Below are 24,468 nucleotides of genomic sequence, written 5' to 3'. Positions count from 1 at the left end.
GCTTTTTATCCTGCCTAGAATATTCCACGGGCAATTTCAGAGTTGATCTTGGTCAACTCAGTCAAGAAGTCACTACTGTTATTTATATCGACCAATCGATCAAAGACCTTCTGCTTATAAGCATTGTTGTGAATACTTGCATGATTGGGCAAGGTGCTGCCTGGAGGAAGCTTAACTTTACTATTCGAGGGTAAGAAAATGCCATTTTCCGCAGCATTGATATCTATCCTCAAGCGCTCCATTTTAGTTTGAAGCGCCACCATTCTAACATCGTTCGAGTTAGACATGACAATATGGTGCGCCGAGTTCTTAAACGCGGGCTCGGACTTACCCGCTGCCACCATATTAGCCCTAAGTGCTTTAGCATCAGTCGAGCATGTCAATCCCCAAGGATCAATCCATATCATAGGATTCACTGCGTACTGATATAGATTCAAACTACCCGCTAGCCCGATCGGGTCTTGAGTAATAAAGCGGCCTGATTCAGAATCATAATATCGGTAGGTGTTGTAGTTAAGCCCCGTTTCGCCATCGAAGTACTGACCCTGAAAGCGTAAGTTCTGCGTAACCTCACTAGCAGGCAGTTGCTCTAGCGCCCCCCAAGAACGATACGTGGCCTGCCAAACGATCCTGCCGTCACTGTCCGTCAACTCCAACGGCGTGCCAATCTGGTCAGTATGGAAGTAATAGACCTTCTGCCCTTCCCCTTCAACCTGATCAACCCGCGCCAACGGCGCATAGCTCCCCGGCTCGTACAGGTACAGGATGTTCTGCCCAGGCGTTTCCTCCCGCAGCATCCGCAAGCCTTGCCACAGGAAGCGCTTCTGTTCGACCTCGCCGTTGATTTCAGCCCGCTTGGCCACCCGCCGCCCAAGGCTGTCGTAACGGTACTCGCCTCGGCTTGCCAGCTTGCCATTGACCAACGTCTCCGCCCGCACCAGCCGGTTCTCGCAGTCATAGCTGAAGTGCTGCAGCTTGCTGTGCCCCGAGCGCTTCTCGATCAGGTTGCCCCACGGGTCGTAGCGGTACTCCTGATCCCGCCACTGTTTGATGCGGTTGTCCTTGACCTTGTCGAACTGCCGCGCATTGAAGTCCAACCGGTTGGCTGCCGGGTCATAACGAAACTCTTCGCTGCCCACCAGCGAGCCGGTATCACGGCTGCGCAACTGGCCATTGGCTTCATACTCGTACTTGATCTCGCCACGCAGCTTGTCCAGCGTACGCACCAGTTCACCGGCCGGGTCGTACTGGTAACGGCGGTGGATCGGGTTGTAGGCGTGCTCGACCAGCAAAGAGGTATTGATGCCGGTGTTGTGCACCTGCGAGAGCTTGTCGGCCGGCAAGGTCGAGGCAAACTGCCAGGCCTTGCGCCCCATGGCGTCATAACCGAAGCAACTGGTGAGCTTGCCCTGGGTGCGGTACACCTCGCGGTGCAGGTCATCGCGCTCCATGTCGCTGATGACCTGGCCGTCCAGGTTCAACTGGTGCAGGTGACCGCTGCCGTAGTACAGGTGGTTGACCTTGCGGCCATCTGGCAGAGTCAGCGTGGTCAGGTTGCTGAGCGGGTCGTACTCGTAGGCTAGCGTCCCATCGGGGGTGATTTCTTTCGTTAGCCGGCCTAGCAGATCGTAGGCGTACTCAAGCTTTTCTTCCGTGATTCCATGCTGCTTGGCGATCCCGGTTGGTTGCCGCTCAATGCTCAGCAGCCGGTCGCCGGTGTCGTATTCGAAATCCTGTCGGACATCGCGGTTGGTCGAGGACGTTCTCGATACGCTGCAGCGGTACTTCGGTGTTAGTGTCTGGTACTTCGCCTTAGTAGAGGAACAATTTATCGAGGGTCTGCAGAATGTAGTGGCCGGCCTCGGTGCACACCAGGTAGACCTGCTCGGGCGGGTTGTCGATACATCCAACAATACATGCATTAGAAGAAAACATTGGCTCTATCTATATTGCGAGAGAGCCAACGAGCCCATTAGTTATTAAAGATCAGATCTTTAGCATCTAACACTTGCAATAGGGCTTAAAATTAAAAACACATGACCGCACATCCGAAATTAGATCCGATCATTAAAAAAGCTGACACAGAACGCCATCCGCGAGCTTTCCGAGACCTATGCCGAGCTTATCATTCACCCTCATATAACCCCACATACTTCAAGCCATTATAATTCGCCTTTAGAGGCTTGGAAATATCCGTACCACCATCGGAATACCAAAAAATTGCATTAGCCTTTGTAATACCAAGCCTGAAACACTCCGCCTTTAAATCTTCTATACAACTAGAATCAACCGCAGACTCAATCAAGATTTCATCTAGACTCACCTCCTCCGCTTTCCTTGGTATAATCCCTATGAAATCCTCGTCGTACCATCTCACGCCAATATCTCTGCAAAATCCACAAACCTTGTATGCTGGATCATCCAAATCCACAGAATAGTCCAACTCAAAATACTGCAGATAGTCATCCTCCGAAGAGAAATTTGTACCTATCCAAACATGAACTTTTTCATACCGTTCAATATCATAAGAATCCATTTAGCATGCTCCTAGTTTCATGTGTTTGCCGTGATGTGAATCGATCACACTAAGCGCTTGAGCTTTACTTTGCGCGCCACTCAAATCTTTAATTAAATTATTATGGAACAGCCTTCCCGCTCTACTACCATGGTGCGGACCGTCCGGCACAGGATTACCATGTTTGTCTGTTACACCCACAAAAGTAATATCTTTAGTGGGTACCGTCATTTCTTTAAGTTCCTGAGCGGTAAAGCCAAGTTCTTTTGCCTTCGCCGCTATAGAGACAGGAAACATTTCATGCTTACCTCCCGGGCTCCGAAGAGCAGCTTCTACAGATTTTTTGTTATCAACAATATCTTGAACCGAGGCGCTATTGAACCAGCTATCAAAACCATTTTTTTCCCAAGGCACCCAACCCAAAGGGTCAACCCACATAGTCGGCGCCAGCACATAGACATATAAATTAGCACCGCCTCTGACACCAATTGGATCCTGGGTGATAAATCGCCCAGTTCCTGGGTCGTAAAACCTAAAGGTATTGTAATTTAGGCTCGATTCGCAATCAAAATACTGACCTTGGAATCGTATGTTCTGCTCTACTCCATTGATGGTTAGCTGCTCTATCTCGCCCCAAGAACGATATGTCGCCTGCCAAACGACCTTGCCGTCGCTATCCGTCAGCTCCAGCGGCGTGCCAATTTGGTCTGTATGGAAATAGTAGAGCTTCTGCCCTTCCCCTTCCGCCTGGTCAACCCGCGCCAACGGCGCATAGCTCCCCGGCTCGTACAGGTACAGGATGTTCTGCCCAGGCGTTTCCTCCCGCAGCATCCGCAAGCCTTGCCACAGGAAGCGCTTCTGTTCGACCTCGCCGTTGATTTCAGCCCGCTTGGCCACCCGCCGCCCAAGGCTGTCGTAACGGTACTCGCCTCGGCTTGCCAGCTTGCCATTGACCAACGTCTCCGCCCGCACCAGCCGGTTCTCGCAGTCATAGCTGAAGTGCTGCAGCTTGCTGTGCCCCGAGCGCTTCTCGATCAGGTTGCCCCATGGGTCGTAGCGGTACTCCTGATCCCGCCACTGTTTGATCCGGTTGTCCTTGACCTTGTCGAACTGCCGCGCATTGAAGTCCAGGCGGTTGGCTGCCGGGTCGTAGCGGAATTCCTCGCTGCCGATCAAGGAGCCAGTATCACGACTGCGCAACTGGCCGTTGGCTTCGTATTCGTACTTGATCTCACCGCGTAGCTTGTCGAGGGTACGCACCAGTTCACCGGCCGGGTCGTACTGGTAACGGCGGTGGATCGGGTTGTAGGCGTGCTCGACCAGCAACGACGTATTGATGCCGGCGTTGTGCACCTGCGACAGCTTGTCAGCCGGCAAGGTCGAGGCAAACTGCCAGGCCTTGCGCCCCATGGCGTCATAACCGAAGCAACTGGTGAGCTTGCCCTGGGTGCGGTACACCTCGCGGTGCAGGTCATCGCGCTCCATGTCGCTGATCACCTGGCCGTCCAGGTTCAACTGGTGCAGGTGACCGCTGCCGTAGTACAGGTGATTCACCTTGCGGCCATCCGGAAGGGTCAGCGTGGTCAGGTTACTGAGCGGGTCGTACTCGTAGGCTAGCGTCCCATCGGGGGTGATTTCTTTCGTTAGCCGGCCTAGCAGATCGTAGGCGTACTCAAGCTTTTCTTCCGTGATCCCAAGCTGCTTGCCGATCCCGGTTGGTTGCCGCTCAATGCTCAGCAAGCGGTCACCGTCGTCATAGGTGAATCGCTGTTGTGCGTCGCTATTCAGTTTGGCGATCAGGCGACCAATGGCATCACGCTCGAACAGCGTATGGCGCTCTGGCCGTTCGGCATTCTCGCCATAGCCAATCTCATCCAGTCGTGTGAGATGGCCACCGACGTTGTAGCTGAAACGTCGGGTCAGGTTATCTACCCGCACTTCTTCGCTCAGCCGGTCCGAAGCGTCGTAGCCAAAGCTGTACGTGGCGTTGTTTTCGTTGACCAGCGCGGTCAGGCGAATGGCCTTGTCGTACTCGTAGCGAACCCGCTGGCCCTTGGCATCCTGACGGCTGCTCGGCAGACCACGGGCCGTGCGCATCAGGCGGGTGGTCTGGCCCTTGCCGTCGGTGTGGCTGAGTACCTGGCCGTAGACGTTGTAGGTGAAGGTTTCGGTGGTGCCGTCCGGGTGGCTGATGCGCTGCACTTCGCCATCGGGCTTGCGTTCCAGCGTGGTGGTCTGATTGAGCGCGTCCGTTACCGCGACCAGGTGCTGGCGCTCGTCATAGCGGTACCAGGTGCTCTTGCCCGAGCAGTCCTGATAACGCTCGACTTGGGCCAGGGTGTTCCACCACAGGTACTTGGACTTGTAGGTCGCGTCGATGATGGTGTGCGGCAGGCCGTCATCGCTGTTCAGGTACTCGGTCATCTGGCCGAGGGCATCGATTTCGGCGAGCAGGTTGCCCTTGTCGTCGTAGCGCGCCTGCCAGGTGCTGCCATCCGGGTAGCTGACTTTGGTCACCAGCGTGGTCAGGTGGTGGTACTCGTACTGGATCTTGCGCCCCAGTGGATCGGTTTCTTCCAGCAGGCGGGCGTATTCATCGTACTTGAAGGCGAGCCGGTTGCCGTCTGGCAGGCCCAGGCCGACCATGTTGCCGTGCTCGTCCAGCTCGATGACGTAACGTTCGCCGCCATAATCACGGCTGGCGACCACGCGGTGGTCCGCGTTGTACTGCACTTCCAGCTCGCGGCCGAGCACGTCGGTGGCCCAGCTGGTGCGGCTATCGAGGTCGTAGCGGAAGTGGTAGTGCTCGCCGTCGCTAGTCCAGTGTTCGACCACACGTGGCTTGTCGCCCAGGGTTTGCCAACGGTAGTGGCAGCCCAGCCCCAGCGCGTTGCTGTGGGTCACCATCAGGCCGTCGGCGTAGCTGAAGTTGCGAACGGTGTCGCCGTTGCGGTTGATCACCGCGCTCAGCTGGCCGTGTTCGTCGTAGCGGTACTGTGTAAGCGTTTCCACCGCTTCGTTGTTCACCACACGCTTGATGTCGGTCAGGCGGCCCAGCGGGTGGTCGTAGTGCAGGTGCACGCGCGTGCCGCCGGTGGCGCTGATGTCGGTGAGGGTGCCGTCAGGCGTGCGGGTGAAGTGCAGGAAGTGGCCGAGGACGTTCTCGATACGCTGCAGCGGCACTTCGGTGTTGGTGTCTGGCACTTCACCGAAGTAGAAGAACAGGTTGTCGAGGGTCTGCAGGATGTAGTGGCCGCCCTCGGTGCACACCAGGTACACCTGCTCGTGCGGGTTGTAGATGCGCTGCCCCGGTTGCAGGGTCACGAACGGGACTTCGCGGCCCTGGTTGTCGGTGAGGTAGATGAATGCCCCCTGGCGGCGCAGGCTCTGCTCCCAGGGCAGCACCCAGCCGCGGCCGAGTACGCTGTCGACCGTCAGGTCGCTGGCGTAGAAGCGCGACCACTCGATTGGCATCAGGCCCGGCAGGCTGAAGTCGATTTCATCGGGGATCAGCTTGCGCCCGGTAGTGAGGTCGACCGGGTTGCCGACCAGGCCACCGATGGCTCTGCGCGCCACGGGCTCGACCACATAGCGGCTGGCCACCTCGCCGGCGACGAAGCCGGCCGTGAACTTCAGAGCGCAAGGCATGATGGCTTTCATGCCGGCCTGGGTACCCGCCTTGATCAGCTGGGCGATACCGCCTGCGGCACCGGCGATGGCCATCAGCACATCCACGGTGGTACGCAGCCACTCCGGGACCTCATCGTCAACGGGCAGGTAACGGTAGGTGCCGCCGCCAATGATGACGTTGTCCGAACCACCGGAAATGGTGGCGCCACAGGTCAGCTTGTCGCCCTTGCGCGCGGCGGCGACGCTGTTGATGAAGACGTTGGTCGAGCCTTCGGCAATCTGCACCGGCCCCGGGTGCTTGTCGCAGGCACCGATGCTTTTTTCGACGCGGGCGGCCTTGCGGCTATTGATGAACACGTTGGGTGAGGCAGTGGTTATCGTCCCTGAGGGGGACGAGAACATACTGCCTATCGCCTCTCCGGCGGCGGTCAGCAAGCTGCCCCCGATGCCGGCTGCGAGGCCGGCCAGCAAGGCCACACCGAACCCGCAGGTGAACGTGGCGATGGCCACCGTGGCCACCAGCGCAATCCCAAGGGCAGCCCCGATCAGGAAGCCCCCAAGCGCGCTGGTGTGCGATATCTCGTCGCCAAACCTGGCCGCTTCGAACATGAGGGGTTACTCCTGTTCGCCGGACTCGGCGCTGGTTTCGGACGGCGCACGCGGGGTGAAGCTGGCCAGCAGGTTGTCCCAGTCCTGGTTCTGCTGGGCACTGAAATCAGCCTGTGCAGTGGTGGAGAAGATCAGGGCACGCCCAGGGCTGATGATGAAGGCGGCCTGGCGCTGGTACAGCGGACGGCCCTGGTTCATGTAATAGGCGTCGATCTGGATACCGGGAATGGGTGCGGTAACCGAGAGCGTGACAGCCTTGTTACCCATGCGGGTGTAGCCGCGCAGCTTGGAGGTGAGCAGCTTGACCTGGCGATCGACATAGGCCTGCAGCGCTTCGTCCGGCAGCAGGGTGTCACGCGAGATGGTGATGCTCAAGGGTGCTGGGACACTGGCACCCAGGACAAACATGTTGACCGTGCGGTCCTCGAAACCTGCCGGCAGCGCAATGCCGCCTTCCTGTAACTCGTAATCCATGTGATGAAAATTCCTGATAGCGAAAAAATCGAGGTCAGCCCTGCGCGAAGCCATCGAGCATGCGGTCGAACTCTGCCAACCACTGGCTCAGGCCGGGCTTGCTGGGGTCGATCACGCTGGAGATATCCAGCCATTGCAAAGAATCGCTGCCGGCGATGGGCACCAGTGCGCCGACCAGGCGACCGTGCCGAGGCTCGTGGCCGGCATTGAAGTGAAAGTCCACGACCTTGGCCGGGCTCCCAGCCAGGAGGCAGTCACGTTGGCGAATCACGCGCAGTTGCGGGTTCAATTCACGCAAAGCCTCGACTGCGCTCTGGAACAGTTGCTCCAGCGGCTGCCTGGCGAGTGCATCACGGCGGCGGATGCTGAGGCTGACCGGCTCGCCTTCATGTTCGAGGGTGGTCTGGATGTCGCGAAAACGAAAGCCGAGCGGAAACTGCAAGGCGAAACCTGCAAAGGTGAAAGCGCTGGCTACATCCTGCAACACGGCTGGCACCGGTTCCGGTTCCGGTTCGGCTTCCGGTTCCGGCAAAAGCTCGGGCACATGAGCAGGTTCACTGGCCAGCCGCACGGTCTCCTCTTGCGCTGCGCGCCTGGCGGAAATACGGTCGTAGATCGAAGGCTTGTACATGAACCTTGCCTCAGTCGTTGATCCGCACTGCGGCGCCGGTAATCTGGGTGGTGTCGGTACTGGTGGTCACGATGACCTTGCCTTTGATCTCGATGCCTTCCGGGGTCAACGTGATGCTGCTGTCACCCACCTGGAGGATGATGTGCTGCTTGGCAGCCACCTGTATGAACTGGTTGTCGACCTGCAGGGTGTAGGAGCCTTCAGTCACTTGCACCACGGTGTCTTTCTTGACCGTTTCGGTGTGCGTACCGCCAACCGTAATTGTCCGGTTGTTCCCCACATCATGGGTCTCATCCAGCTCGATCTCGGTATCCATGTTGCGCTCGGCATGCATGATGATCTGCTCGGCGCCGGCCTTGTCCTCGAAGCGGAAGAAGTTGGCGGTACCGCCGTCACCCTTCATCGACCGCGTCAGGAAACCACTTTGGGTCTTGTTCGCCGGCAGCGACCATGGCGGAGTGTTGGTGCTGTTGTACAGGCTGCCCATGATCAGCGGCCGGTCCGGGTTGCCGTCAAGGAACACCACCACCACCTCGTCGCCTACGCGTGGGATCTGGATGCTGCCGAAGCCACCGCTGGCACCGGACTGGGCGACACGTACCCAGCAGGAGCTGTGATCGTTGAACTGCCCCTGGCGATCCCAGTGAAACTGAAGCTTTACCCGGCCCAGTTCGTCGGTGAAGATTTCCTCGCCTGGGGGGCCGACAACGATGGCGGTCTGCGGGCCGTTGATCAAAGGCTTGCGGGTGTTTAACTGCGGGCGGTATGCGATTTTTTTACGCACGCACACGAATCGGTTGACGTAACCGGCCTGGTCGCCAGTCATGTAGTTGTTGCTGCCGCGATGCTCCACGCTCAGCAACAAAAACTTACGGTTCTCGGCGTCACCGGTGTCGTGCAGATAATGCTGGATCAACTCAAAAGTGTAACCCGGCTTCATGGCCCGGCAATTGCTCTCGCCGTAGAAGGTCTTGCCCATCAACTCGAGCGCTTCGATACGGTTCGTACGATGGCTTCGCCATCTTCGTAGCTGCCATGGGTGTACTGGCCCGGGAAATCATAAATCTCGAACCTGTCCACATCGCCCTGTTGATTCAAGCTTTGCATGGTCACAGGTAGGAAGTTGCGCGGTTGGCGATAGTCGAACGTGCGAACGGCAATTTGACCGGATTGCAGCTGCCGCGTTGACTGCCACTGAGTAATGGAATCAGCGGTTTCGGTAACCGACGCGGAGTGGTAGCGAATCTGCGGCTGTTCGGGCAGCGGCAACAAGGTGCTGGAGTCATCGGTGATGACCATCAGGTGGGAGTCGGCCGTGTGCTCGAAGTAGTAGAAAAGCCCTTCGCTCTCAAGCAAGCGCTGCACAAAGTTGAAATCGCTCTCGCGGTACTGGGTAATGTAGCTGTGCGATTTGAGCGACTTGCTTACACGAAATTCGTACTTGGCCAGCGTGCCAAATCCGGCGAACACTTCACTGACAACAGCCTGGACCGATTTTTCTTGAAAAATGCGTGTATCGAAGCGGCAAGTCAGCATCCACAGCCACGGCCCTAGCACGGCTGCATAACGCACATAGCCGCCGTCGCTGCCTTGGGTGCTAAACCGCTGAACATAGCCGTTAATGTAGCGGAAAGAGCCGTTGGATAACTCGATTTCTATCGTGGCCTGGCTGCCAATCAGTGACTTGAGCTTTACATCGCTCTGTTGGCTGAGCAAGGCCAGATCGAATTCATAGAGTTTGGAAAGCTCTTCAGTGCCGGAAAAGTGCTCCAGCAAAAACTCATCGTTGGCTGTTTGTGTCAGGATATTCAGCTTGAACAATCGCCTGTTTTGCGGCGCGAGCATGGAAAGAACGTCAGTTAGCATAATTTACTCCCTGTAACGGTGAACATCAGCGCGCCCGTACGGCGAAAAGCCTGCCCAACCACGAGGCAGCACGCATGCTCTGAATAGTTTCAATATCCATGAATGTGTATTGACGGTTTTCCTTCGCTTCGCGCACTTTCAGCTCTCTGAGTGCACTGATCTTGTCACGATTGTAAAACACCATGAACACGGACATTAGCGCAAAGAAGTAGATCAACCCGGTGGCCGGCACGTCATGGCTTTTCATCAGCGGATAGATCACGCTGCTCAAGCCCGCCGCCAAACCCGCCTGCCACCACTGAACTTTCTGGGGCGGCTCGATGGATTCCACGCGCTGCCCTTTAAAGTGGAGAATATCACTTTTACTGCGCCAGTAATAAGCCATTGCATAGGTCAACAACACCAGCACGACGGGTGCGAGCCCTAACATCAAAGAAGTCGCCGCTCCCAACTTCATTTTTTTGTAGGTAACACCCAGTGTCAGCAGCGATGCGAACATTGGTGCAACTGACATATTGAAGAACATGCGCAAATTCGCGAAACTTACAAAGTGCTCACTGCGGTAAGCACAATTGATGCACCACAGCGTCATAACGATAATGATCAGGATCGCCGGCACCGCCATGAATGGCGGCGCCACTCCGGTCATCATCAGGGCCAATATCACGACCAGCAGCCACACCGACCAGATTTTTTTAAAAAAACGTTCTGTGGTAAACATTTAATCCTTCCCCGTCAAGAAATTACCCAGGGTAGTGCCCAGCCCCGAAAAATCATCACTCATGACAAACTGAACTGCCAAACCCGCACCCAAAGACAAGGCAATCACGACTATAGCCGGCCCTGTTAGCCCGCCGACCAATACACCGACACCAAAGGCCAATGCATTGGTCGGCTGGGTGTAAGCTGACTTCTGGAAGAACTCCGAGACGCTTTTTGCCTCCGTCGCATCTAGGTAAGCCTGGGGGCCGAACGCCAATGCGCCGCCTAATTTGGCACCCGTCAGTACTTTGCCTACGCCACGGCTGCTGTACCCGGCCGAGTCAATATGGGCAGTTGCACGCATCGCCTTGGCGGTATTGAAAGCAGCCACATGCAGGTTACTGCCCCGACCGGGCAGCCTGTACAAACTTGCCTGGCTATTGGCGGGTATTTCGAAGTAGGGGTTTCCGCCCATGCGCACCAGTTTCAGGCGCCCTTTCATGGCCCTGGCGGCAGATACACTGCCCTTCGGCTTCGTCAGCACTCAACTGCGTTTCGGACGACTGTAGTTCAGCAACAAGAAACTCGGCGGCACTCATGTCATCAGCCGAATAAAGGCCGCCTACATCCATCTTGGCGTAGGTTCTGGCTGCTACAACACTTGGCCATGGCAGGTCACCCTGCCCGAGAAGGCCGTCTTGCCCGCCGAGGCCCATGGGGTCGGCTGCGGTACAGGGATAGATTCTGTTCACGATTCTGTTCACGCCTTGTCAAAAATCCTGCTTGCGCGACCTGCGCAGTATCGGCCCACGTCTCAGGCGCTGCGACCTATGCAGGCAAGCAAAGTTCCCAACAACACCTGAATATGCCAACCAGATCACAAATGGATTTGCCGGCCGAGTGTAGAGGGCGCAGGAAACACTGGAATGCGCAACTCTGTCAACTATGAATATCGCTCATCCTTCGCATTAGCCGTTATGAATGAGATGGCATTGCGCCATCTTTTGCCCATACACCAGCATTACCAAGAACGTTCACAGGACACTGTGGTCAATGTTCTACATAGCGCCTACGCTTGGGATACTTGTGACGCTGGGCTTGTGGGCGAAGGGGTACACACCCTGCCAGAAGCTGTTGACTTCAGGATCTGCCTGGCAGGTGTGCTGGATCAATGATGAGCGGTATTGTTTCAAGTCTGATTCCTATACCCGTGACGGCTGGCCTTGCAAGCGCATGAGTGATAAAAATGCCTGCATCCAGGTTGACGGGCGCCAGTAATTCTAATACCCACACCCACGTCGCTACTTGTAGGAAGTCATGACAAATACAGAAATCATCAAACAATTGGAAGCGCTCAAATGAGCCATTTCACTCCAATCTCCATCAAATTCAGGCTGCTCGCCGCCCCCACCCCGCTGACTTGCGTAAGCCATCCGGGCTTCAGCCTCACCCCTGACAGCTACACAGAAAACAACTGAGTTAATAAATCCGCGAGCCTTGAAACATTCCTCGAATCAGGCCATCAATAGCTGTCGTAAGTCAGCTCTTCCATCTCGTGTCACCTTGGGATGCTCCGTCAACTTGCCGCGCGGAGACGGTGAGTTGATATTTCCCCGTCACGCAGGCTATCTATCGAAAAAGCGCTCAATGCGTCATGTTTTCAGAGGCTTTTCGCCCAGATTTCTCTTTTAAGCGCGCAGTTCACCCATACCCATCAGCTGTTTTCGAGCCATCCTCAGGTTCCACAGGGCGATCAGTGTGGTGGCCGGGGCGTTCGCCTTTGGCGTCGGCGCGGCGCCGGGCGCGCTGGCCGGCGCCGGCATTGGCCTGCAGGTCGGCAACCTGATCCTCATGGGCCTGGGGCTGTCCGCCATCGCCGAGTATTTTTATCAGGGCCTGCCTGTCGACCCTTCAGCAAGGCATGACCACGGCCTGGTTCGCCGAGGATGGCCTCAAGCCCGCTGGCCTGGACCCGAGCGGCGGTTCCGCGGCGCAGGCCCAGGAGCGTGTCGAGCGTGCTGCACGCCAGCTTGCTCGCGGGCAGGAGCAGTGGGTGTTGCTGTTACTGACAGCCATCGTCACCTAGCTTACTCGGGGCCAGATGAAGGCCGGCGTCATGAGCAGCATGGAAAGCATTGCCGCCCGGAGCGCTCGGCTGCAGGCCGAGATCTCCAACAAGCAGCTGGCAGCCTGGTTGGCGAAGAATGAGCAGAAACTGTTGGCGCAGCCGGAGTTGCAGCCCAAAGAGGCCACACCGATCTCTCGTGCACAAGCGCAACCGGAGCCATTGCGACCACTACCCGATCGACCACCCATTGCTCAGGCACCGGATAAGCCAGGCTTAACGGAAGTTTCCCGTAGGGAGTACCTGAACAAGAAGTTCGCTCGAACGGGTAACTTGGCACAGGACATCAACATACGAGGCAACCAGGAAACTGCTGTAAACTTCTGCAAGTCACAGGGCTATAAGCCTGCCGACTACGAAGGCTACATGAACGGCTTGGACTTCACTCAACCAGTCTTCACGGAAACAATCAACCGGGGCAAGACACTTTGGCAATTCCAGGTGCCCGGCGGCCGGCAAGGCATGTGGTACTCTCCTACCCCTGACGTGGTGCCAGGGCAACTGGGGATCAACCCGCTTGGCCAGATCTACAAAACGGAAACCATCGTGCCCAAGATCGTGAACGTCTATCAGAGCACTGAGAAGGTCACGCTGCTGAGGAGTACCTCGGCACCGGTACTGGATACCCCTTGTCTCGCAGGTAATTGTTGATGGTTTCCAGAATGCCCGCCGCCAACCGATGCTTCTCCAGCAGGTGCCGGAAATTCATGATCGTTGTGTCTTCGGGGATCGGAGCGCTGAGCGTCAGACGAGCAAACTGGCGCATCGAAGTAATCTCGTACAGCGCCTCTTCCGTGGCTGGATCGCGCAACGAGAACCAGTTCTGCAGCAGGTGAATGCGCAGCATGGTTTCCAGTGGATACGGCTTGCGGCCACCGCCAGCCCTTGGGTAGTGAGGCTCGATCAACGTTACCAACCCGCTCCACGGAACCACCTGCTCCATCTCGGCCAGGAAACGCTCGCGACGGGTTTGCTTGCGCTTACCGGCGTACTCGAAATCGGAAAAGCTCATCTGACTCATGGGATGGCGGGCTTGTAGAGGGCGGTTGGACGGAGGGCTATTTCAGCACAGGTCAGATGGCGTGTGCTGACTTGATCGGAGAATCCCTAGCCGGGAGATACTCTTCGAATCATCACCAGGCCTGAGAGTTTCGCACAAAGCCAATTCCCTTGGACGCGCCTGCTTACGGCAGGCACTGCCTGTATTCAATTTTCTCGCAAAAAACCAAACCTAACAATACTCGTTAGAATCTGAGTTCTCCAAAAAAATTGACATCCATGAGTCCATCACACTCCACAAATCGACTCCATGAGTGGGACTGTCTGGCTTTTCATGCCACCAGATAAAAGCTTCGCCTTTGAATGGGCCATCACCCAAAGCCAAATAATCACCAGCCCCACTAGAAAATACCCCTAACATATCAGGAAGCGTCGGATAATCTTCGTCGCACAAATCCTTGATTGGAACAAAATCTTCCACTCTAGATGGCCCCATAGTACAACCAATATAAAACCCAAACCCATTATGCAATTTTGAATAAAACTGCCTGAAGCTCGCAGGAAGGCTGGGATAACTATCGAGATCTGACCCTTCAACGCCTAGCGGAGCCCCCCCCATATAGAAATACAAATCACCACTCTCGCCATATACATACATGAGATACGGCCTATCACTCACTGCCAAGACAGTTCCTAACACACATTTGTCGAGCCAATCGCTTACCCAAGGCAAAAACTCAGAAAAATCAGCCCACTCCGCAGGAACATGTTTTTTTTCACTATTTAGAAAACCAAAACCAAGCCACTGCTTGGGTAAGTCTACTTCAAGAGGAATATCGTCAGCTGAAAAATACACATCATAACCCTTCAGCTCGCTTATAATACGCAGCTTTAAAGAATCAGACCAAGTCATATTCATACCACCTCAATACCCCAAAAGCAAACCATTGATATATTGCTGTAATTCCGGCTCCAATTTAGCGGCCTTTTCTATCATGGCAGAACGAAACGCCGGATCAACAGGAATACCACCTTTCTTATACAGCTCCCACTCAGCGAAAGATTTTGCTCCTTTTGAAGTATTTGCTACTTCACTCAACCCTTGGAAGTTCGGCTCGTAGTTTAGCACCTTTACCTGATCCTCGAAAGCCAATCGGGAGAAGCCATCCATTTCTGTAATTTTCTTCATGGGCACAATGTGATCCGCATGGAGAGGCTTCGTAACCTCAAGCCCGGGAAGCGCGGGGTCTTTCATGGGAAGAGTAACATCTTGATTCACAGCCTTTCTAATTGCAGCACTGGGAGTCTTACTCCTTAGCTCACCATATAGCTCTGGTGAAATTTTATCAGATTTCGGAGGGAGAACCGGTTTTTTTATCAGCTTGACGTTACCAAGGTTCGAGCCAAATCCCTGAGACTTAAACTCATATCGCGCATCGAAAGCTTTACCACCTTTAGCACCAATACCGCCCCCCAGTAGAGCACCACCAAATGCCAGCAGTTTCTGACCATCAGAACCTTCACCAAAAAGCTCGCCGCCAGCCCAATGCCCAGCCATTCCGCCAGCAATACCACCTGCCAACCCTGCCATCACCAACACTGGACTTGCCAGTACAAAAGCACTAGCCAGCCCCAACGCCATCACCGAACGCTCAAGCCAAATAGGAACTTCCGGGTCAATTGCATCAGTCGTCGCTGTCCCCCCTCCCACACACACATTAGGGGAGCCAGCACTTATTTTTGCATCACAAACTGTCCGGTCACCGACTCGAGCCGCAGGCTGACCATTGATATAAACCGAGTCACTACCCTGGGCTAATGTCTTAGCCCCCCCTGGATGATCCGAACACTCGGCATTATCCAGATGAGCCCTCGCAGCAGGCTTACCATTTATATAAACGTTACTTGAGCCTGATCGTATGCGTCCTGTTTCACTACAAGCGAAAGATAGGCTACCAATCAGTTGACCGATTCCAGCGCCGGTAGCTGCTCCCGCGCCAACCATCGCGGCTAGCGCTACAGCCCCAAGCCCGCCGGTCCCGATAACGGCAATACCTATGAGTACCGCGCCTGCTCCAATTGCTAAGCCAGCAAGCAATCCACCTAAAGCGCTGGAGTGCTCAATTGGATCATCTAATCTCGCAGCAGCCGCCGTCATGCTGATTCGGCCTGTTCAGCATCCCCCTCGTTCGCGGGCAGATAGCGCAGTTGAAGACTTTCAACCAACGAATCGAAAGCACTACGCTCCTCCGCCGTCATGCCTTTGGGACTGTTGCTCGTGCCGGTAATTTGCATGAGCAAAGGCCGCATGTACTCATCCTGATGCAGAAAAATCAGCTGTACTTGATGAACAGGTTGGCCTTGTTGTCGCCAACGAAACTCGACACGTCGGGCCTCCAATCCAGCTACCTCTACCGGGGCAACCGGCTCGATCCACTGAACATGGGATAACGTCTTTTTCAACTCACCAAGCAGTTGTTGCGCAAGCGTCTCCAAGTCCGCATCCGGCTCCACTGACGAACGCCCCACGACGAACGAGAACGGGCTAGGTCCAATGTCCGTCAGCGTAAAGACGTGAAACGTCTTGTCTTTTAAATTTTCTGGACGAATGAAACTCAATTCATTTGTAAGAAAACGCTCTGGTTGAGGGGGCTCTGCATTGCGAACCTCTTCTTCTAGACGCTCACGCTCAAGGGGCTCTTCGCGTTCGCGCCGTTCAGATAATCTGTCGTAGATATTTCTACGCATGGGACTTGTCCTTGTCGCTTATCAAGACTTGTTCAAATTGATTATTTTGCTGCCTGCAACGTCCACGGAGATGCCTGATAGCGTGATCGTGCCATCCGATTTCATTTCCAGCTTGCTGCTTCCGACCTCCAACGTGATGGAAGTTGCAGCCTTAATTTTCACTGCCCCTTGATCAACCGTCACAAAATACGAACCCTCCTCCACCGCAATACTGGTTTCCAGCTTGATCGTTTCGGAATGTTTGCCTTCGACATTGATCGTTCGATTCCCGCCCACCTTGAGACTGTCATCTGCCTCAACCTCAGTATCCAGATTGCGCTCGGCGTGCATGATGATCTGCTCAGCACCAGCCTTGTCTTCGAAGCGGAAGAAGTTGGCATTCGACCCTTTGCCCTTCATCGACCGGGTCAGGAACCCACTCTGGGTCTTGTTCGCCGGCAGCGCCCAAGGCGGGGTGTTGGTGCTGTTGTACAGGCTGCCCATGATCAGCGGGCGGTCCGGGTTGCCGTCGAGGAACACCACCACCACTTCGTCGCCGACGCGTGGGATCTGGATGCTGCCGAAGCCGCCGCTGGCGCCGGATTGGGCGACCCGCACCCAGCACGAACTGTGGTCGTTGTACTTGCCGTTGCGGTCCCAGTGGAACTGGATCTTCACCCGGCCCAGTTCGTCGGTGAAGATCTCCTCCCCCGGCGGGCCGACGATAATCGCAGTCTGCGGGCCGGCAATGGTCGGCTTGGGCGTGCTCAGCTGCGGGCGGAACGGGATCTTCTTGCGCACACAACTGAAGGTGTTGAAGTAGCTGGCCTGCTGGCCGGTAAGGTAGTTGTTGTGGCCTTCGCTTTCCACGCTCATCAGCAGGAACTGGCGGTCTTCTACTGGCCCTTGGTCGTGGATGTAGTGCTGCAGCAGTTCGAAGGTGTAGCCCGGCTTCATGGCCCGGCAGTTGCTGGCGCCTTCAAACTTTTTGCCGCGCAGCTCCAGCGCCTCTATTCGCAGGCGCAGCAGGGTTTCGCCTTCGTCGTAGGTGCCGTGGGTGTACTGGCCTGGAAAGTCGTAGATTTCGAAGGTTTCCACGTCGCCTTGCTTGTTCACGCTGTTCATCGCCACCGGCAGGCGATTGCTGGGCTGGCGGTAGTCGAAGGTCTGCGTGGCCATCTTGCCGGACTGCAGCTGGCGGTTGCCGCTCCACTGGGTGATGGAGTCGGCGGTCTCAGTGACTGAGGCGCTGTGGAAGCGGATCTGCGGTTGCTCGGGAATGTCCACCAGCGTGCTGGAGTCATCGCAGATGATCATCGTGTGGCCTTCGGCAGTGTGCTCGAAGTAGTAGAACATCCCCTCTTCCTCCAGCAGGCGCTGGACGAAGTTGAAGTCGGTCTCGCGGTACTGGGTGATGTAGGTGTAGCGCTTCTGCGGCCGGGTCAGGCGGAACTCGTGACGGGAGAACGCCGGGCACAGGGCGAACACTTCGGTGACCACTTCCTCGACGGTGTTGCCCTGGAAGATCCGCGTGTCGAAGCGGTTCTTGAGCATCGAGAACCACGGGTTGAGGGTGGCGGTGTAGCGCGCCATGCCACCGTCGCTGCCGATGCTGGCAAAGCGCGTGAGGTAACCGGTGATATAGCGCGGGCCGCCTTCGGCAAGCTCGATCTCGATGCTGACGTGCTGGCCCATCATCGACTTCAGCGGCACGCCAGAATCTTCGCAGACCAGCAGCAGTTCGTAGTTGAATGCCCGCGACAAAGCCTCGACGCCCTTGAAGGTTTCCAGCAGCAGTTCCTGCTCGGGGTTGGCGAGGTTGTGGAACTTGAACAGGCGGCGGTTCTGCGGCGACAGCAGCGCGGAGGCCAGGTCCATGATCATGCGAAATCTCCTTGAAAACACGGCCAGCACGCGCTTGCGATGCTCAGCGACAACTCTGTTCATGCGGGGTACGAGGCGCACGCTTCGCGCGTGCGCGTCCCGCGGGTTCATGCGACCGCAAGCACCCGAAAAAGTGCCTTGTCGCGTTGCCATGAACGTGACACTGGTCACATTCGGGCGGGTCAGCGGCCAGAAAGGCCCAAAGAAAACACCGTCAAAAGCTACCCTGTCAACTTGCTGCAAGCCGCGAAAACCGTGGCTCACATGCAATCAAGGCAATGCCATATAGCCATCATTCAGGCAATTTGCTCCATCACCTGCACACCTGCTGTGTCGCGTGAAGCTCCCGCGTGCGCGGCTTTGCGCGGTTCTCAGCGGGGCCAGCGCCAAGCGCTCTGTCAATCGTGCTCCGCAACTGTTGCAGCCATCGCAACCGCCACAAAAAAATGTATCGATTCGTGGCGCAGTTCACATTTGCTCCCCGTACCTTCAACGCTGGCCGTAAAGCAACGCATCCAGTTCATCCACTTGCGGTGCCAGCTCGAACAACTTCCCTGCCAGCGCCTGGATATGTTCCGACCAGGCAACCTTCGCCACCCACTCCGGGGGCATGCCAGAGACGCCGTACAGCGCCCCCGCCAGTTGGCCGGCAGTGGCCGCGACGCTGTCGGCATCATCGGCAAGGTTGGCAGCCAGCAGAATCGCGTCCTTGAAGTTGTCGGTGTTCCAAACTGCCCACAGCGCAGCTTCCAGGGTGTCGATCACATAACCGGAAGAGCGAATCTGGTCGCGGGACTTTTGCTTGTATTCGCCAGCGTTGATGATCATCGGGCGGGGGCGCAACGAACGCACGGCAGGTGCCAGGGTTTCTTCCTTATCGGCGCCATTGAGTGCCAGATGCAGTTGAGCGGCCAACAACTGGCAGCTGTTCACTGCCTCGTCGGCGTTGTGCGTCACGCTGCTCTGGGTGACGCTTTCCCACCAGCTCGCGGACAACGAATGCCGGCGATAGATCGCCGTAGGTGCGAGGCGGATGATCGATCCATTGCCTGCACTGGACGGGTCGTAGTTGCCTTGCCAGGTGATGCCTTCGCGCAGCCAGCCTTCGAGCGCGTTGCGCGTGGCATTGCCAATATCAAAGCAACGGCCATTGGCACTGTTTTCACCCTTGCGGTACCAGCGCACGAGAGCATTCGCATAGGTGGCGTAATCGAACTTGCCCTGGCTCACATAGGTATCTGCCAGGCACAGCGCCATGCTGGTGTCATCGGTCCACTCGCCCGTAGTGAGCTTGAAGGGGCCACCGCCGACCATGTCGCTCACCTGTTCCCGGTCACGCGGCAGGAACTCGAGCGTGGTGCCGACCGCATCGCCAATGGCCAGCCCTAGCAGCGCGCCTTTGGCACGGTCCAGCGCCTGCTCTGGCGTCAAGGTGCAGGCCCTGGACTGCAGCCATTGGGGTTTGACTGCGGGCGCCGCCGGCGCATCCGGCTGCAAGGTGTAGTCCATCCGCTGTTGCAACGGCCGGGAGGGTTCCGGTGACAGGTGCGCATAACGCTGCACGTAATCGGCCAGCAATGCGTTCGAGCTTCTTAGATCGATCATGGGATTTCTTTGAGAATGAATTGGGTAAAGGCGCCATTGTCGACCCTGTCGACAACATCGAAGCGCGTGCCAGGCGCAAACAATACCTCAGCTTCCCTGTGGCCCGAGAGAAAGCTGATATCTCTGCCAGTGATGCCCTGCACCGTCATCTTCACATTGCCGTTGAAAGCAAGGGCCGAGTCTGCAGATGTGCTCATGAACGCCGCATCACTGGTTGGCAGGCCGACCTGCATCCTCGACAGGACATCGGACGGCAATGTGGTGCCGCGGAAGGTGTCACCTAAAGCGTAGGACGGCAGTTTGGCCAGACCGTCGTTCGCATGCGCGACGAAAGCCTCCATCTGCGGGCTGAACGGGGTTTGCCCGCGCAGTGCCGGGTTGATCCACTGATAGCCCTCGTTAGTGGTGTAACCATGCAGCGCGCCGATCTGGTCGTCGGTCAGCAATGCAGAGCGTTTGGGGTCGGTGAAGTCGGCAATACGCCTGCCCGTTGATATCCAGCGGTCTGCGGTCTGATTGCCCACGGCATCGCGCAAGGACATGACCGGCGGCTTAGCCACGGGTTTGGCTGCAGGTGCTGGTTCAGGGCGACGAACCGGCTCTGGCAGCTCAGGTTTCTTGAGGGGCGTCGGGTCTTTGACCTGCAGGTCTGGATGGGCCAGCAGCTTGGCTTCGTTCTTGGCCAGCCAGGCGCCAAACTGCTTGTTGGCGATATCGGCCTGCAGCTTGGCACTGCGGCTGGCGATATTCTCCATGCTGCCCATGATGCCGGCTTTCATCTGCCCACGCAGCAGGTAGGTGACGATGCCCACCAGCAGTAGCAGCACCAGTTGCTCCTGGCCGCGAGCCAGTTGCCGGGCGGCACGCTCGGTGCGCTCCTGGATCACCGCCGCCGAGCCTCCGGTCGGGTCCAGCCCGGCGGGCTTGACACCTTCTTCGGCATTCCAGGCGGTGGCGATGCCTTCCTGGAGCGTACTCAGGCAAGCCGGCAAACCCTTGATGAAATACTCGGCAATGGCCGAAAGCCCCAACGCCAGGAGGATCAGGTTGCCGACTTCCAGGCCGATGCCCGCCCCCGCCACCGCACCCGGAGCTGCGCCAAAACCAAAGGCCAAGGCGCCGATCGCGCCGCCTGCGGCAGAGCCCACGGCGATGCTGCCACCGAGAATCATCGACACTTCCTTCACCAGTTGCAGCAGCACTGGCAGGATCTGTTCGATACCGATGGAGGCCCACTTGCGCTTGAGGTCTTCCTGGAAGATCGGATACGACATCGCCAGCGCCTGCTGCACGTTGTCGATGCGGTGGCCCCCCATGTAGCCATAGGCCTGGCTGGCGCCATCGCTGACGCGTCGACTAAAGCCGTCCCAACTGTCGTGGGCGCTCTGCAACCCGTGGCGGATGCTCTGGTTCGCCGCGCTGAACTTCTGGTCGAGGTTGCGCTCGATGTCACTCCAGCTGGGGACGTTGGCTAAAAGGTCCATTTTCTACATCACAGTCCGTTGAAAATTGGCGCGCCTGCCTTGTACCTCGGCAAGCACGGTGGAGGCCGCCAGTGGAGCAACTGATAGCGCATGGCCGCTACGCAGATGTGTGACCACCGTTCGTGAAATAAATTTCCCGGCGGCAGCATTTTCCTCAGGGAATCGCACGGCGGCAATGATGGCAAATAGTCAGCACCGCTTTGATGCCATTGCCCCTCCCTCACGAAAACAGGCACCCTGTCGCCCAGCACGGAATGCTGAGGCATGCATGAAAAACCATCCCGAACTGCACGTCAGGTCCCCGGTCCTTTTCAGGTTCACGGCCATAGGCCTGTGCCTGTTCATGTTAGCCATGGGCACATTTGCAGCCTACATCCTATGGGTGGATATCGTGCCACTCTATGGCCGCCTTTACCGAAATGCGCCCGTCGTGGAAACGTCGCTCAAAGGCTTTTTCATGATTGGCTTCATTCCCCTGACACCCTGCCTGATCGTCGCCTGCACGATCGCCGCATGGACCGGTCGCAAATTCGACCCACCTGGAAAATCCTGGCTATATCGATTCCAGACGCGCTCACTACAACTGACAGTCCTGCTGATGGTTATCGTCGCCCCGGCAATGATCGCACTGACGATCGCCACGCTTTCGGCGCAAGGCTACTGGTCGTGCCCCAAGCTGCGCATTTCAGGTTCTGGCTGGCAAATGTTCTGGGTGAACGATGAGCGCGTGTGCTTCAAGCCGGACTTCTACATCAACGACCACTGGCCATGCAAAACGATCGGCAGGAAGGACATCTGCATTCAGGTGGATGGCCGCTAGATGCATGTCTCGAAGGCGCAACCCAGCATGAAATTCAATGACACCTACACCAGCCAAGCGCACCGTTTTTCGCTTGGGATAGAACTGGCTTCATGGCAGTTCTACCTGTCGATCCCGGTCAGCAACGCCCTGGTCGATTACGAAGAGTATTACCGCATCGACCAGGCCCGGTACACGGCCTGGCTACAGGATCCATCAGCAGCGCTGCCCATGGTCGTTCGATGCCGCCGCCGCGAACTGGACCATGCCCTGATGATGCAACCTGGCACCCAGCGCGGCACAGCTGAGCCGTGCACTTGGGATCTGACGGAAATCTCCGCGGTACTGGCGCGTGCAGCAACCTTGCTGCTGCGCGATGGCGGTTACTCAAGCTGGGCCAACACGCTCCTGGGCTACCACTCACGGCTGCACAGCGACCCCGAACAGGTTCGCTTGAGCGTGTTCGCAATGCCCTGCGGGATGGGCACGCTCAGCGTTGCCGTCCTGTACGAAAACGGCACGCTGTCGGTCGAGGCCACTGATGAATTACACGCCTTGCTCGGGTGGTTACGGGAGTGGGCAATCGAGGGTCGCATGGTGGGCGCAAAGCCGCTCTGACAACCCTCACGAAACCGCTTCGGCACGCCATATTCCGTCGCATTGCCATCATTGAAACGCGCCGCGACGGAAGTCGAATGCCAATGGCATGACGCAAAAAAATGAGACCCGCTTCACTTTTTGAAAAAAACTTTTTACGGCAATTTTTACCGTTCTCTTAGCACTTCAGCCCCCTGACTTTAGGGGTAAAACCCCCATTTCCCGCACTCGAAACCCACCGTCAATGGCATGGCGCTATCATTGCGCGGCATCGCAAAACAGGGAAAAAATCGCGCCCCTCGCCGGAACTTCTTCCGCAGCGGGGTGCCCTACTCGGCATTGCTGGCAACACGATATTCATGTGCCAGCACTCAAATTGCCGCAGCCGAGAGGCGCGATTTTCAGGTCCTCGCCATTGGCGTTTCAGGACGATCAAGCAGGCTCATGGACGATGTACCGATGACACAGACTTTTGATGTCGAAGCACTGATCAAGCTGCGTAGCCAGACGCGGGCGATCTCCGATGCGCTGAAGGCGCAGGCGGCGGATTACCTTGCCACCGTGGCACCGCTGATCCGTCCGCAAACCCTGTTTGGCGAATACCTGCAAGGCGCCCAGCGCAGCAGCGGGCGCGAAACCCAGGGCCATTTCCAGTCGTTGATCGAACTCTACGAGCGCATCGGCTCGGCCGCGCCGTTCCAGCTGGTCAGCGAGCTGGAAGTGCCGCTGAACCTGATCAGCACCACCCCCGAACTGTTCCCGCTGGAATACGACAAGGTCCTCGAACAGAGCGGCCAGGTCATCCGCATCACCAGCCCGACGCGCTGGGTGGTGGGCTTCCACGCGTTCGACCTGGCGCAGTTTCGCAACGTCATCAAAGACCCCAACCGCAGCAGCGCCGAACTGTACCGCTTCGTGGTGCACTACCTGGTGCTGTTCTACTGCCTGAGCAAGTCGCCTGGCCTTGGCCGGCTGTTCGAAGGCTTGCGCTACGGGCTGAGCTTCGAGCGCCTGAAGGGCTTTGGCGACCTGCCGTTCTGCGTCATCAGTTCGCCGGTACGCTCGGAACTTCCCGACGATTCGGTTATCCGTAGCAGCACGCAAATTGCCGGCAACACCAGCTTCGAAGAGCTGGTGGGGCGCGACAACATCCTGGAAATGAACGACGACATCCGTCAGCGCCTGCTGCTGACGATCGAAGGACTGTAACGCGCAGGGCCCGCTGGCGGGCCGCGCAATGATTCGCAGCGAATTGCTCGCACTGGAGAACACGATGGCGAAGAAGGAAAGCACCCAGCACAAACTCGACCGCGTTCGCGCGCCTCGGGTCCATATCACCTACGACGTGGACATCGGTGATGCCATCGAGAAAAAGGAGCTGCCCTTTGTCGTTGGCGTGCTGGGCGATTTCTCCGGCAACCCGCTGGAGCCGCTGCCCAAGCTCAAGGACCGCAAGTTCGTGTTCATCGACCGCGACAACTTCAACGGCGTGCTCAAGGGCATCAAGCCGCGCCTGACCTACCGCGTCGACAACACCCTGGCCAAGAACGGCACCCAGCTCGGCGTCGAGCTGAACTTCAACAGCCTCGAAGACTTCGAGCCACAGAACGTGGTCAAGCAGGTCGAGCCGCTGCGCAAGCTGCTGGAAGTGCGTAACAAGCTGGCCGATCTGCGCAACAAGATGGGCGGCAACGACAAGCTCGAAGAGCTGCTGATGGACGTGCTGCAGAACACCGAAAAGCTCAAGACCCTGGGCAAGGAATTCGGCCGTGAAGCCGAAGTGAAAGACCCGTCCAGCGACGATCGCGCCTGAGCAGGAGC

The 24,468-nt window shown here is 57.1% G+C and carries 17 protein-coding genes and 4 pseudogenes; 6 read left to right on the top strand and 15 right to left on the bottom strand.

Annotation, left to right across the window (positions count from 1 at the left end; all coding sequences use genetic code 11):
* Positions 1–14 precede the first annotated feature (14 nt).
* The 8 genes and pseudogenes from GEV39_RS11190 to GEV39_RS26055 all read right to left on the bottom strand — a co-directional run.
* Positions 15–1,751 (bottom strand): annotated as a pseudogene (locus GEV39_RS11190) (AHH domain-containing protein); the annotation flags it as partial.
* Positions 1,752–2,125: 374 nt separating this feature from the next.
* Positions 2,126–2,536, bottom strand: coding sequence for an immunity 22 family protein (locus GEV39_RS11185; protein ID WP_173888973.1), 411 nt, complete (start codon positions 2,534–2,536; stop codon positions 2,126–2,128).
* Positions 2,537–6,754, bottom strand: coding sequence for an RHS repeat-associated core domain-containing protein (locus GEV39_RS11180; protein WP_249414342.1), 4,218 nt, complete (start codon positions 6,752–6,754; stop codon positions 2,537–2,539).
* A gap of 6 nt (positions 6,755–6,760) precedes the next feature.
* Complete coding sequence (locus GEV39_RS11175; RefSeq protein ID WP_054914194.1) at positions 6,761–7,228, bottom strand: DcrB-related protein; 468 nt, start codon at positions 7,226–7,228, stop codon at positions 6,761–6,763.
* Positions 7,229–7,262: 34 nt separating this feature from the next.
* Positions 7,263–7,859 (bottom strand): hypothetical protein, encoded by a 597-nt coding sequence (locus tag GEV39_RS11170; RefSeq protein ID WP_173888971.1) that lies wholly within the window; start codon positions 7,857–7,859, stop codon positions 7,263–7,265.
* Positions 7,860–7,869: 10 nt separating this feature from the next.
* Positions 7,870–9,725, bottom strand: a pseudogene (locus GEV39_RS11165) (type VI secretion system Vgr family protein).
* Positions 9,726–9,750: 25 nt separating this feature from the next.
* A complete protein-coding gene (locus GEV39_RS11160; RefSeq protein WP_003248399.1) occupies positions 9,751–10,446 on the bottom strand; it encodes an MFS transporter in 696 nt (231 codons plus the stop codon).
* Positions 10,447–10,929 carry a hypothetical protein gene (locus GEV39_RS26055; protein ID WP_249414341.1) on the bottom strand — a complete coding sequence of 161 codons (483 nt, stop codon included), beginning with the start codon at positions 10,927–10,929 and terminating at the stop codon, positions 10,447–10,449.
* A gap of 424 nt (positions 10,930–11,353) precedes the next feature.
* On the opposite strand from GEV39_RS26055, the gene GEV39_RS11150 reads away from it, so the two are divergent.
* Together GEV39_RS11150 and GEV39_RS11145 are read left to right on the top strand one after the other, a co-directional pair.
* Positions 11,354–11,602, top strand: coding sequence for a hypothetical protein (locus tag GEV39_RS11150; RefSeq protein ID WP_019751687.1), 249 nt, complete (start codon positions 11,354–11,356; stop codon positions 11,600–11,602).
* Positions 11,603–12,188: 586 nt separating this feature from the next.
* Positions 12,189–13,203 (top strand): annotated as a pseudogene (locus GEV39_RS11145) (polymorphic toxin type 46 domain-containing protein); the annotation flags it as partial.
* Here the strand turns inward: GEV39_RS11145 and GEV39_RS11140 are convergent.
* The 7 genes and pseudogenes from GEV39_RS11140 to GEV39_RS11110 form a co-directional block, all read right to left on the bottom strand.
* A pseudogene (locus tag GEV39_RS11140) lies at positions 13,178–13,573 on the bottom strand (transposase); the annotation flags it as partial. The pseudogenes GEV39_RS11145 and GEV39_RS11140 overlap by 26 nt on opposite strands.
* Before the next feature lie 210 nt (positions 13,574–13,783).
* The gene (locus tag GEV39_RS11135) at positions 13,784–14,470 is read right to left on the bottom strand and encodes an SMI1/KNR4 family protein (protein ID WP_218581714.1); all 687 of its coding nucleotides are present in this window, start codon (positions 14,468–14,470) and stop codon (positions 13,784–13,786) included.
* A gap of 6 nt (positions 14,471–14,476) precedes the next feature.
* Positions 14,477–15,709, bottom strand: a complete 1,233-nt coding sequence (locus tag GEV39_RS11130) for a PAAR domain-containing protein (RefSeq protein WP_173888969.1) — start codon at positions 15,707–15,709, stop codon at positions 14,477–14,479.
* Positions 15,706–16,299, bottom strand: coding sequence for a DcrB-related protein (locus GEV39_RS11125; protein ID WP_173888968.1), 594 nt, complete (start codon positions 16,297–16,299; stop codon positions 15,706–15,708). Before GEV39_RS11125 ends, GEV39_RS11130 begins: the two co-directional genes overlap by 4 nt.
* A 21-nt stretch (positions 16,300–16,320) precedes the next feature.
* Complete coding sequence (locus GEV39_RS11120; protein WP_173888966.1) at positions 16,321–18,162, bottom strand: type VI secretion system Vgr family protein; 1,842 nt, start codon at positions 18,160–18,162, stop codon at positions 16,321–16,323.
* Positions 18,163–18,651: 489 nt separating this feature from the next.
* A complete protein-coding gene (tri1, locus tag GEV39_RS11115) occupies positions 18,652–19,767 on the bottom strand; it encodes an ADP-ribosylarginine hydrolase Tri1 (protein ID WP_173888964.1) in 1,116 nt (371 codons plus the stop codon).
* Positions 19,764–21,251: a DUF6861 domain-containing protein gene (locus GEV39_RS11110; RefSeq protein ID WP_054904734.1), complete on the bottom strand. Its 1,488-nt coding sequence runs from the start codon at positions 21,249–21,251 to the stop codon at positions 19,764–19,766. The genes tri1 and GEV39_RS11110 overlap by 4 nt, the downstream gene beginning before the upstream one ends.
* Positions 21,252–21,519: 268 nt before the next feature.
* Between GEV39_RS11110 and GEV39_RS11105 the strand changes: the two genes are divergently transcribed.
* From GEV39_RS11105 to tssB, 4 genes are all read left to right on the top strand, one after another.
* Complete coding sequence (locus GEV39_RS11105) at positions 21,520–22,071, top strand: hypothetical protein (protein ID WP_173888962.1); 552 nt, start codon at positions 21,520–21,522, stop codon at positions 22,069–22,071.
* 27 nt (positions 22,072–22,098) lie between these two features.
* Positions 22,099–22,668, top strand: a complete 570-nt coding sequence (locus tag GEV39_RS11100) for a hypothetical protein (protein ID WP_173888960.1) — start codon at positions 22,099–22,101, stop codon at positions 22,666–22,668.
* 438 nt (positions 22,669–23,106) lie between these two features.
* A complete protein-coding gene (locus GEV39_RS11095) occupies positions 23,107–23,856 on the top strand; it encodes a hypothetical protein (RefSeq protein WP_027917412.1) in 750 nt (249 codons plus the stop codon).
* A 64-nt stretch (positions 23,857–23,920) separates the two neighbouring features.
* Positions 23,921–24,460 (top strand): type VI secretion system contractile sheath small subunit, encoded by a 540-nt coding sequence (gene tssB / locus GEV39_RS11090; protein ID WP_028697264.1) that lies wholly within the window; start codon positions 23,921–23,923, stop codon positions 24,458–24,460.
* Positions 24,461–24,468 lie beyond the last annotated feature (8 nt).

Origin of the sequence: Pseudomonas sp. NY5710, from assembly GCF_013305665.1 — a bacterium.
In the GTDB taxonomy this organism is placed as follows: Bacteria; Pseudomonadota; Gammaproteobacteria; order Pseudomonadales; family Pseudomonadaceae; genus Aquipseudomonas; species Aquipseudomonas juntendi.
The sequence above is the reverse complement of the archived record's forward strand: the minus strand, read 5'-3'. Positions and strand labels throughout refer to the sequence as shown.